The sequence below is a fragment of the Nostoc sp. CALU 1950 genome (assembly GCF_051172895.1).
Taxonomy (GTDB): Bacteria; Cyanobacteriota; Cyanobacteriia; order Cyanobacteriales; family Nostocaceae; genus Nostoc; species Nostoc edaphicum_A.
This window is the reverse complement of sequence record NZ_JBDNJQ010000219.1, coordinates 1-11,807: the sequence shown is the minus strand read 5'-3', so window position 1 is coordinate 11,807 and position 11,807 is coordinate 1. Positions and strand designations below refer to the sequence as shown.

Below are 11,807 nucleotides of genomic sequence, written 5' to 3'. Positions count from 1 at the left end.
ACAAGACAGTACGGTTGTGGGATGTGAATGGTCAGCCCATTGGTCAACCCTTTGTTGGGCATGATTCTGAGGTCAATTCAGTGGCGTTTTCCCCCGACGGTCAGCGGATTGTCAGTGGTAGTCATGATGAAACCATCCGTATTTGGGATGCGACTACTGGGAACTGTCTGCGGGTAATTAGCTATAAACTGTGTGCAGGGCTGAATATCACAGGTGTAACAGGGCTAACGTCAGCACAGCGCATAGCATTAAAACTAATGGGAGCGATTGAATAAGCTGATGCACCTCTGCGCTAATCTAGAGGCTATATCTAAATAAAAGCTTATGACACCTGAAGAAATTGCGGGTACGCTCACAGAATTATTTGGTACATCGGCTGTTGCCGGCATTGCTCCTGGATCGTGGCAAGTAGACACTTCTACTTTTCGGCTATTGGTGCTGCTTTCCGAAGATAATACTTGGCTGCGAGTTTTACTACCTATTCTGCCCATTCAAGAAGCCCAACCATTTTTAGAACAGTTTCTAGAAGCCAACTTTGATGACACTCAAGAAGTACGTTACGCTTTGCATGAAGGGGGAATTTGGGGGGTATTTCAACATAACAGCAGCACTTTAGTAAGTGCAGATTTATCCAATGCAATCAACCGACTTGTATCTCTCTATCAGGCTGGATTAGATAATGTTTTTAATCGACTAATTGAAAGCCGCATCCGGCAAATTATTCAGGTAGCAAAACAGCAAGGACAATCTCTACAAGCTACTATGCAAAGCTTAGAACGCTTTTATGCAGAAGGAATGATGGGCGAAATAGACTCATCTGCAAAAGGGCGAGAAGAAGTCCTAACTGCTTGGCGGCGTCAGTTAGAACGTTTATGGAATGAGGGCTGATTTCAATTTTTAAGTTTTCCGATAAAGCAATTTACAGATATTATCTATCATGGATATCATTGAAATCCTCAAAGAAGACTATCAAAGATTCCCAGTAAATCAAACTTACAGTATTTACGCTCCAGACGTTTATTTTAAAGACCCACTGAATCAATTTACTGGTGTTAAACGTTATAAAGAAATGATTAATTTTATCCAAACTTGGTTTTTAAATCCCAAGATGGACTTACAGAATATTCAACGTTTAGGAGACACAATAAAAACTGAGTGGACTCTCAGTTGGAATACTCCTCTACCCTGGAAGCCACGGATCTCTATTCCTGGTTGGAGTGAATTAGGCCTTAACTCTGATGGTTTGATTGTCTCTCATATCGATTATTGGAACTGTTCACGCCTAGATGTGGTAAAGCAGCATTTTTTCTCGTGAAAAAGTAGATGATTAAAATAATATGATGACTGTCAAAATATTCATAGTTTGTAGTGAGGATGAGGGAGGAGCAGGTTTAGATGTCCTTATGTTAGAGCGATCGCGTCTTTATCCTTCTCTATTTCTGGTTCTTGATGCGGTGCTTCATATTCACCAAATTGCTGGATTAATTTGGCAACTAAACCTGTCCAGCCAGTTTGATGACTAGCGCCAATTCCGGCTCCGTTATCACCATGAAAATACTCATAAAATAAAATCAGATTTTGCCAGTGTGGATCGTTTTGAAACTTTTGCATTCCACCATAAACAGGACGTTTACCAGAGGAATTTTGCAAGAAAATTCTAGTTAACCTTTGAGATAATTCTGATGCAACTTCCCAAAGTGTCATCATTTGACCAGAACCTGTAGGACATTCCACTTTGAAATCGTCTCCGAGATAATAATGAAACTTTTGCAGAGATTCAATTAGGATGAAATTCACCGGAAACCAAACGGGGCCACGCCAGTTAGAATTACCACCAAATAAACCACTGCTAGATTCAGCCGGTTCATAATCGACTCGAAATTGTGAACCATTGACATCAAAAATATAAGGATTTTCAGCGTGAAATCGAGAAAGTGCCCGAATGCCGTAAGGGCCAAAAAACTCGCTTTCATCCAGCATTTTTTGCAGAATACTTCTGAGCTTATCTCTAGAAACGATCGCCAGCAATCTCCTCGCACCCAATCCTTTTGTTTCCATACAAGCCACATTTTGCCGCAAGTCAGGACGGTTTTGGATAAACCATTCTAATCGCTTTTTAAAACCAGGAAGCAGTTTTAAAATTTCTGGTTCAATAGTTTCAATGGCAAATAGAGGAATTAATCCTACCATTGACCTGACTTTTAAGGTAATCTGCCGTTCAGGTAAATGCAGCACATCGTAGTAAAATTCATCATAATCATGCCACAAACTGGCTTCCATTTCGCCAATTTTATTCATGGCATCGGCAATATAAAGAAAATGCTCAAAAAACTTAGTAGCAATGTCTTCGTAAACAGGATTAGTCTTGGCTAATTCGAGAGCGATCGCTAACATATTTAAACAATACATTCCCATCCAACTCGTACCATCAGATTGGTCAATATGTCCACCTGTAGGTAAAGCTGCGCTACGGTCAAATACACCAATGTTATCTAAACCGAGAAATCCCCCTTGAAAGACGTTGTTACCCGCAGTATCTTTGCGATTTACCCACCAGGTAAAATTGAGCATCAGCTTTTGAAATACCCGTTCTAAAAACTGTCTATCTGCTCGTCCATAAATCTTTTTCTCAATCTTATAAATACGCCAAGTTGCCCAAGCATGAACAGGTGGATTAACATCACCAAAAGCCCATTCATAAGCAGGAATTTGCCCGTTAGGATGCATATACCATTCTCGTGTTAAAACATCCAACTGATACTTAGCAAAATCAGGGTCAATCATTGCCAAAGGAATGGTATGAAATGCCAAATCCCAAGCCGCAAACCAAGGATATTCCCACTTATCGGGCATCGAAAGAATATCTTTATTGTAGAGGTGGAACCATTCCCGGTTTCTGCCTTGTTGGCGTTCTGGTGGTGGCGGTGGTGTATTGCGATCGCCTTTCAACCAATCCTCTATAACATAGTGATAATATTGTTTACTCCACAGCATTCCAGCAAACGCTTGTCGTTGCACATTTCGCATATCTTCACTGAGTGGAAATGGTGTAACGCGCTGATAAAATTTATCTGCTTCCTGTTGTCGTTCCCAAAAGATTGTATCGAATTCTTTGCCAAATGGCTCAAATAAATCAGGTTGATCACTCAATCGTAATTTAACAATTTTTGTTTCACCTGCAGCAACTGTCAACAAATAATCAGCAGATGCCTTAGTGCCAACTTTATTTGGATTTACTGCCTCTTTTTTACCCTGGATTATATAGTCATTAATGCCATCTTTGACATAAGTAGACGAATTAGAATAGCCAAACAATCGCTGATAATTTGTTTCGTTTTCTGTAAATAGAATTTCGTTTGCTTCCTGACAATACAGCCACCTTTTACCTAAAGTTGAGTGAAATACCTCAACGACATGAAAGCCATTACCTGATTTGACTTCTTTTAAAGTAGGTTTGCTGGTATCACCATTCCAACACCAAGTATTACGAAACCAGAGAGTAGGTAATAGGTGTAGGGTTTTTGCTTCTGGTCCCCGGTTGATTACTTTTATTTGGATGAGAATATCTTCAGCAGAATTTTTGGCATATTCGATAAAGACATCAAAGTAACGATTTTCATCAAATATACCTGTATCTAGTAATTCAAATTCTGGCTCATGACGATTTCTGCGTTGATTTTCTGCAACTAGTTGGGAGTAGGGAAAGGCTTTATGGGGATATTTGTAAAGCGCTTTCATGTAGGAATGGGTAGGAGTATTGTCTAGATAAAAGTAATATTCTTTAACATCCTCTGCATGATTTCCTTCGCTACCGGTTAGACCAAAAATTCTTTCTTTAAGAATAGAATCTTCGCCATTCCAAAGTGCGATCGCAAAACAAAGCCGTTGATGATTATCAGAAATGCCAGCAATTCCATCTTCACCCCAACGATAGACGCGAGAACGAGCCTGATCGTGGGTGAAATAGTCCCAGGCTGTACCATTCGGGCTATAGTCTTCGCGTACCGTTCCCCATTGGCGATCGCTTAAATATGACCCCCATCTCCGCCAATGAGCTTTGTGACTCAAGGCTTCTACTAATCTAATTTCTTCTTGGGTTAAATTTGTCATAATATCACCCTGTGCATATCTGCACTTGAGTTAATTTGCTATCTAGAATATTCCTGCTTTAACAGAGATGGCGTTTAAGTTTTGATTAAAAGTTAATAGAACAATTAGTAAAATCAAATTTAGGATAAAATTATATTAATTTTTTTTAGTAACTTAAACTATTATACTTGGAATTTTAGACAAAAGTGATGTGTTAAAACAAGCCACTATATATCTATTTTTAATCAAACATCAGCTTTCTATGAACTTTTGTTTTATCAAATTTTATCCCAAAAATTTTAGTAAAATACCCTGATTTAGAGCATAATTTTGGGGCTGGTAGTGTCTTGTAAAAAAATGAGTAGTATACTTGTATTTATAGTTACTCAATAGTTACTCGATTGACACATGGTAGAGATAAAGCTTTCCCTTGAAGGTGAAGAAACTGATATTGCCGCTGAAAAACTGTTTGAAACCACTGGTCTACAGGGTAGTTGGGAGATAGCAGCAAATTCTGTGCCTACCAAGGAAGGTACTTTGGCAGTGATAGGCACTGTGGTCGGGATTGTAGGAGGTACAGTTGCAGTCGCAGAACAAATCCGTAAATGGTATCAGGAACACAAACGATCTAGTAAGAAGTTTGATGTAGTACTTGTATCTGACTATGTACGAGTGGTCTTAGAAAATGCCACCATTGAAGACATCTGTGCAGTCTTAGAAGAGTTGGAGAGTTAATGTGCAGACGCTTTACATCAAATTAGTACCGCTTGAAAAGCAGTTTGTAGAATTGCGTTATTCAGTGGGACATCCAGCAAGATATGAAACACAACAGCTTGATGTATCGTCAATTGAAAACTTAATTCAGAAGGCAAAAGGTAGCTACTACATGCTGATGCCTGATTTAAAAGGAATTGGGTATCAATTATTTTGTTGGTTAGATGGAACTGGCAGGTGGCTAAGTCGAGCAATTAATAATTTTACAGAGGAAGGGTTAATTCTGGCCCTAGATGTGCGTGAACGATTAGGGCATCTGCCTTGGGAGACGTTGCATAATGGAGAGCAATTTTTAATAGAACGTGTTAATCCAGTTGTTGTACCAATACGTTGGGTTGATCGTTCTGTTCAAGATTCAGAGGATACCCAGCAACGTCCTTTACGGATTTTATTCATGGCAACATCGCCAGAGGATGTAGAACCGCCACTCGATTTTGAGCAGGAAGAAGCTCAAATTTTGACAGCAACAAGAGATATTCCTCTTGATTTACGAGTAGAAGAAAGTGGTTGTATTGCAGAACTAAGCAAACTCTGGGGACGTTATCGTGAACCGTTCGACGTGTTTCACCTGACGGGACATGCGTCTATCAAAGATGAACGACCGTTTTTTCTTACAGAAACTGAAACAGGTGAACTCCATGCTGCTTACGCATCAGAGATTGCTTCAGCTTTAAGATTTCGCATACCACAGCTAGTGTTTTTATCAGGCTGCCGAACAGGTGAAGCGGCAAGTGATGGTGCAGTATCTTCTTTAGCTGAATCATTAATTGAGCAAGGTTGTCGAGCCGTTTTAGGATGGGGACGACCGATCGCAGATGTAGTAGCAACACAAGCCGCAGCATATCTCTACAGCAAACTAGCTGCCGGCTATGAACTTTCGGAGGCACTTGCCAGTACTTATCAATACCTACGAAAGGCCAAGGTAGAAGATTGGCATTTACTTAGGCTTTATATCCGAGGTCAGTGTCCAAAAGCATTGGTTGAACCATTAGGCGATCAGGTATGGTTGCCAGAAGAACCGATTTATGAACAGTTTCTAGATTCGCAGGGAATTGTTCGGGTTGCCACACCACAGGAGTTTGTAGGAAGACGCAGAACATTGCAACGTAGCTTGAGAGCATTACGGGCAGCAGATAAGTTAGGTGTAATTTTATATGGTTTAGGTGGAGTTGGTAAAAGTACTGTTGCAGCAAGGCTTTTAGAACGTTTACAAGGCTATGACGAAATTTTTATCTATCGGCAATTAGATGAGGATAAGCTGCTAAAGGAGGTTGCTGACCCATGTCATTCAGAAACGGGACAGAAAATTTTACAAAGTAATCTGCCACTCACGCAAAAGTTAACCAAATTCTTGCGAGAAGGACTGAATGAGCAAGCACAGAGACTAATCTTTGTTCTTGATGACTTTGAAGCAAACCTAGAATTGAGAACAGATGGTAACGCAGTCTTAAAGCCTGAAGCTGTAGCAGTCTTGATATCTTTGTTGAAGGCAATAACTCAATCGCGTCTTCCACACCGGATTATTATTACATCTAGGTATGATTTTTTGCTTCCAGAGCTAAATCAGCGATTACATCGAGAGCAGTTAGCTGCCTTATCAGGTACTGATCTACAGAAAAAATGTAACCGTTTAGTATCTTTTGCACCTGGTTCTGAAATCGATCGAGAGTTACAATTCAAAGCTTTGGCAACTTCGGCAGGTAATCCTCGTTTGTTGGAGTGGTTAAACAAAGTTTTACAAGTGCAACAAGTTGGTAAAACACAAATACTAGAACAGGTAGAGAAAACCACCCAAGAGTTCCGTGAAAGTATTCTGGCAGAGGAATTACTAAATCGACAACCAATTAAATTGCAACGAATGCTTGGGTTTAGCTTGGTTTATCAGTTACCAGTGCCTCAGTCTGCAATAGAAGTTCTTTGTCCAAAAACTTTCGATGTAAATAGTTATATTTCCAGAGCAGTTGCATTAGGTTTACTTGAGTGTATACATTCTCATCAAGAAACTTTGTACTATGTTCCACGAATTATAGAGCCGCTTCTTGATTTTCCTAAAGATTCCATAGAATTATACAGAACTGCTGCGAAACATTTAGATGAAATATGGTTTACCAAAGGTATTGTAAAGAGCATGGAGGCAGAGCAAAAGCTATCAAAAAGCTTTCTGCGTAATGACCCTTTTGAGAATTCAATGCCGACTGATAGGTTATTTGAGTTGTATCGACTTGCAACTGAAGCTTTGAATCCTGACTTATTAGGTAGAGCAAATTGGTTTTTAGTCATGCGGCTCAACCGCCAAGGAAGGTACAGAGAAGTAGTGGCACTATGTAAGTTTGTTCGTGATGGAGCTTTTGGCCACTTAGGAATTCATCTTATTTCTTTTAGGCTCCTCTACTACTTAGCAAAAGCGCAAGAACATATTGGAGAAGTGGAAGAGGCTTTGTATAACTATCAAGAGGCGTTAAAATTTTGTTCGGATGAATATGAAACTGAAAAAGCTGCTATCTTTCATGATTTAGGAGATTTATACGTTAAGCAAGGTAACTATCAGCAGGCAATGAATATATGTCAGCAGGTCATTAAGATTGATGAGAAAGATAATAATAAGCTAGGTAAAGCTAAGTCTATTGGTCTAATGGCAAATATCAAGAGAGAATTAGGTGAACCCGAAGAAGCACTTAAATTATATATGGAAGTACTAGAACTTACTCAAGAAACAGGAGATAAAAATTTTCTCTATACTGTACAAAATAACATTGCGACTCTTCAAGTTGATCTTGGTCAAACTGATGCTTGGGATAATATATTACCAAGTTTAGTTTCACACAGAACACAGTCCAAAAACCTTGAGGATACAATTCCACTTCTTAGCAATACTGCAATGCTCAGGCTTCAACAAGGTGAAATGGAAGAGGCAAGAGAGATTTTAGAACACTTAAATGACTTACTACCCCAAATTGATAACTCTTGGCTCAAAGCACTGGTTTTACATAATATAGCCACTTTCCGCTCAGATTGTGGTGAGCGTGAACTTGCTTTAGAGCTTTATAATCAAGCTCTCGAACTGCACAGAGAGAATGGCAATCAACCGCACGAGGCAATGACTCTTCAAGAGATAGGGATTTTGTATGAACGTCAAAATAATGTTAGTGAAGCTTTAAAGTTTCTCGAAGATTCTTACGAGTTAGCATTGAAGATTGGAAATAAAGACACTCAAGTCCTTGTCTTACCACGAATAGCATCAATACTGATTGATCAAGATAATTTAGATGAGGCCGAAGAGAAATTAAATACAGCTTTAGCAGTACTTAATCAATTTAATAATCCAAAACATCATGCGCTTGCTCTTAGAGAAATGGGACGGCTTCAAATAAAACAAGAAAATTATGATGCAGGAGCAGATTTTTTAGGGCAAGCTTTAGAAAAATGCAGTTTAGTTGTTGATGTTGTTCTTCGAGCTACTATTCTCAAACTTTTAGGAGAGGTTCTTTCCTTTATTGATGAAGTAGATATAGCACTTGAGCATTTAACAGAGTCCCTAAATATTTTTCAAAAACTAAATTTAACTAAAGCTGTCGAAGAAGTTAGAAGGCTAATTAAGAATGCTCAACTAAAAAAACCTGCACAGTTGTATCAAGCAGCAGCAACCGAAGCAGAAAAGGGTAATGCAAGAGCGGCGCTTGATTTACTTGAGGAAGCCCTACTTATGATTGAACAACTTGACGATGAAGAAATGAGGGCACGCATTTTGTTATCAATGGGAAACCTTTTGATACATGAAGGAGACTTTACGGAGGGTGTTAAAAGAGCATCTCAAGCTCTTGAGATTGCTAAACAACATGATCTCCCCGAAAGGGAAGATATAGAAAACATTGCTATTGCAGTACAGTACGAAAAACTAAGACACCTTTTTGATTCGGCTCAGGAAAAATGCGAAAGCCAAGAATTTGAAGAAGTACTGAATTTAGCTCACCAATGTTTAGAACTTTCAGAAATATTAAAGGATGTTCACTGGTGTTCAGAAGTTTTATCAATGCTTGGTCAAATCAAGGCACATCAGGGCGATTATCAAGGTGGAGTACAAGATTTGGAAAGAGCGGTTTCTTTGGCTCAAGAAAATCAACTTGATGGAATTGACGAATTACAGGAAATAATTTTCGCAGTAAAGAACAATGAGGCAGTTTGCTTATATGAACAAGCTAATTTTGCTGCTCAACAAGGAAATATAGAAGAGGCAATTGAACTTGCTCGAAAAGCATATGAATTTCAGTGCAGTATCAATCATAAAAACAGCCAACCTGCTACTTTAGGCTTGCTGGGACAACTGTTGCTAGCCCAAAATAGATCCGCTGAAGGATTAAGGCACCTACAGCAAGCATTAGATATTGCCCAAGAGTTACAAGCACAAGAAACTATAAATCGGCTTCAAGTGATGATTTCCGTATTTTCCAGGGAGATTGAAGACCAAGATATTGGTGGTGAGCAATTATAGAGTTTTATGCGATCGCACCATAACCATTAAACCGCTCTTTAAGTCCTGATTTATTCCCTGCATCAACTCTCCGTAGCCAACCAAGCACGCAAAACCTCTGCTACTGTCCACGCTTGAGCAATACATCCCCGTGGAGTCATCGGAGCATCACCATCAAAAATTTCGCTGAGACTACCAACACCGTGTGCAGTCAGATGATTAGCCATTGGTTCCAAAAATTGACGAGCCTGCTCAGGGTTTTTGTAGACGCGCAGGTGTGCTAAGACGAACGGCCCCAACAACCAACCCCAAACTGTCCCTTGGTGGTAAGCTCCATCACGTTGATACTGATTGCCACCGTATTTACCTTGATATTGAGGATGGTTTGGGGCTAGCGAGAGTCTTTCAGACACGCTACGCGATCGCAACCCATGAGAAGTCAGCAGCGATCGCCCGCAAGCTTCCACCACACCCTTTTGCTGGGCAGGTGTGAGCGGACTTTCTGGTAATGACACAGCAAAGATTTGGTTAGGACGCAACAACGCATCATCACCATCAGGACTGTCTAGAACGTCATAGCAATAACCTGTCTCGTCATTCCAGAAGCGAGAAAATCTATACTTTGCCCGGTCTGCCATTGCCTCATACTCTTGGTGTGGTTTACCAAGCTGACGGGCAAATTTTGCCATTGTCCGTAAAGCATTATACCAGAGGGCGTTAACTTCAATCGGTTTGCCAATTCGGGGCGTAACTACCCAATCACCAACTTTGGCATCCATCCAAGTCAGTTGTACACCAGCAACGCCTGCATAAAGTAAACCATCGGCTGCATCAAGGTGAATGTTGTAACGTGTACCGCGACAGTGCCAATCAATGATGTCTGCAAGTATGGGAAAGAGTTCACCAAGCAAAGTATCATCGTCTGTAGCGCTGTAGTAGGCGCGGACTGCTTCAAAGTACCAGAGAGTGGCATCGACTGTATTATATTCTGGTTGCTCACCCGCATCGGGAAAACGATTTGGCAACATTCCTTGGTCTACGTATCTGGCAAAGGTGCGAAGAATTGAGCGTGCTACCTCTGGGCGACCAGTGGAAATTGTCAAACCAGGTAGACTAATCATGGTGTCGCGTCCCCAGTCGCTAAACCAGTGATAACCAGCGATGATGGTTTTGCCGTAGGGATCTTCTGGTACTGGGCGATCGACAATAAACTGGTCAGCAGCTAGTACTAGATGGTTGATCCAGCTAGGTGATTCCTTAGTCTTGAGAGGTCGATTAGTTTTCCAAAATCCTGTTAACTTCTGCTCTTGAGCGCGACGTAACTTAAGTGCAGCTTCACCATTGAGATTTGGTTCTTTTTCTGTGCTGGCTACAAATGCGTAGGTGCAGCCCGTCGTAGACATCGCTTCTCCAGGATTCAGTGTAACTTCAAAGGTGGCGGCGTGGAGGTGATCTTCTCTATCTCTCAATCCCCGATAGCGTTCAACTGCTAAGTCAAAACCATGATACCAATTGTGGACAACAGATACACTAGGGCGTGAAGCGTTGCGTAGCTTGCCGCCGTAGGCATCGCCTTTAGGTGAATCACTTAGTAGATATAGTGGTACAGCACCCGGATACGCAGTTACACAAATCCCCTGTTCTACCTCCTCTACAGACATCTGCCAACCATTGCTTTGAGTATCGCTGTGATAATCGCGGTAGTTGACCATTGCTTTGAGGGTTAACTTCAGCGGTTGGGTGGCACGACGGAGAGTATATTGGATATAGGTTGTGTTAGCACCTTGTTGCATCCACACGCGTTTTTCTAATAAGGCATCGGCAACAGCAAAACGCCATACAGGAATTGTACCTTCCAGAGAAAAACGTTCAATATTTTGATAACCTTGGGGACTGACAATACCATCAGCCCAACGATTGGTGTCTAGAGAATAAGAGCGAGTATCGTACAGGACAGTTTCATCTAGTTTTGCCACCATTAAGGTACGACCCAAAGGTGGTTTCAATGCTGCTACCAGCAGTCCGTGATAGCGGCGAGTCAATAAACCAGCCACAGTCCCAGAGGCGTAACCACCAATACCGTTAGTAACTAACCACTCCCGCGATTCTGCAATGTCAAGATTGCCGCAGATTTCCCGCCCAAATTCTATACACATAAGTCACGTCACTGTGCTCCGAATTCACAATTCAAAATTAACAATTTCAATTAAAAGTTGATCCTAGAGCATCCTAACTCCTAACTTTTGTTAAAGGATGTTTGAAAAGTCTAATTGATTACTAGCCCTGGCGAATGGAAGTCACGGCTATACAGACAAAACCCACCTCCGTGGGTTAAAAACCGAATGGCACGAAGAAAAGCCCAAAGGCTTGTGTCGATCTCGTTCCCAGCCTTGAGGCTGGGAATGTATTTAAAGAGGCTCTGCCTAGGCTGTTGACTTTGTGCATTTTTCGGGAATTTTTGGGAAAATTATTCGTG

At 40.8% G+C, this 11,807-nt stretch carries 7 protein-coding genes; 5 read left to right on the top strand and 2 right to left on the bottom strand.

Translation table 11 applies throughout. The annotated features are described in order from the left end of the window. From ABF638_RS34340 to ABF638_RS34330, 3 genes are all read left to right on the top strand, one after another. Positions 1–275 (top strand): WD40 repeat domain-containing protein (locus ABF638_RS34340; RefSeq protein ID WP_435027273.1); only part of this gene is annotated, 275 nt, incomplete at its 5' end. 49 nt (positions 276–324) lie between these two features. Beyond that, positions 325–888, top strand: a complete 564-nt coding sequence (locus tag ABF638_RS34335) for a hypothetical protein (RefSeq protein WP_435027272.1) — start codon at positions 325–327, stop codon at positions 886–888. A gap of 49 nt (positions 889–937) precedes the next feature. Next, on the top strand, positions 938–1,315 hold the full coding sequence (locus ABF638_RS34330; RefSeq protein ID WP_435027271.1) for a DUF2358 domain-containing protein: 378 nt from the start codon (positions 938–940) through the stop codon (positions 1,313–1,315). Between the two features lie 86 nt (positions 1,316–1,401). On the opposite strand, the gene ABF638_RS34325 is transcribed toward ABF638_RS34330, so the two are convergent. After that, complete coding sequence (locus tag ABF638_RS34325) at positions 1,402–4,110, bottom strand: MGH1-like glycoside hydrolase domain-containing protein (RefSeq protein WP_435027270.1); 2,709 nt, start codon at positions 4,108–4,110, stop codon at positions 1,402–1,404. Positions 4,111–4,497: 387 nt separating this feature from the next. On the opposite strand from ABF638_RS34325, the gene ABF638_RS34320 reads away from it, so the two are divergent. Then, positions 4,498–4,824, top strand: a complete 327-nt coding sequence (locus ABF638_RS34320; protein WP_435027269.1) for a hypothetical protein — start codon at positions 4,498–4,500, stop codon at positions 4,822–4,824. Between the two features lies 1 nt (position 4,825). Next, complete coding sequence (locus ABF638_RS34315; protein ID WP_435027268.1) at positions 4,826–9,352, top strand: tetratricopeptide repeat protein; 4,527 nt, start codon at positions 4,826–4,828, stop codon at positions 9,350–9,352. A 62-nt stretch (positions 9,353–9,414) separates the two neighbouring features. On the opposite strand, the gene ABF638_RS34310 is transcribed toward ABF638_RS34315, so the two are convergent. After that, positions 9,415–11,487 carry an amylo-alpha-1,6-glucosidase gene (locus ABF638_RS34310; protein ID WP_435027267.1) on the bottom strand — a complete coding sequence of 691 codons (2,073 nt, stop codon included), beginning with the start codon at positions 11,485–11,487 and terminating at the stop codon, positions 9,415–9,417. Positions 11,488–11,807 lie beyond the last annotated feature (320 nt).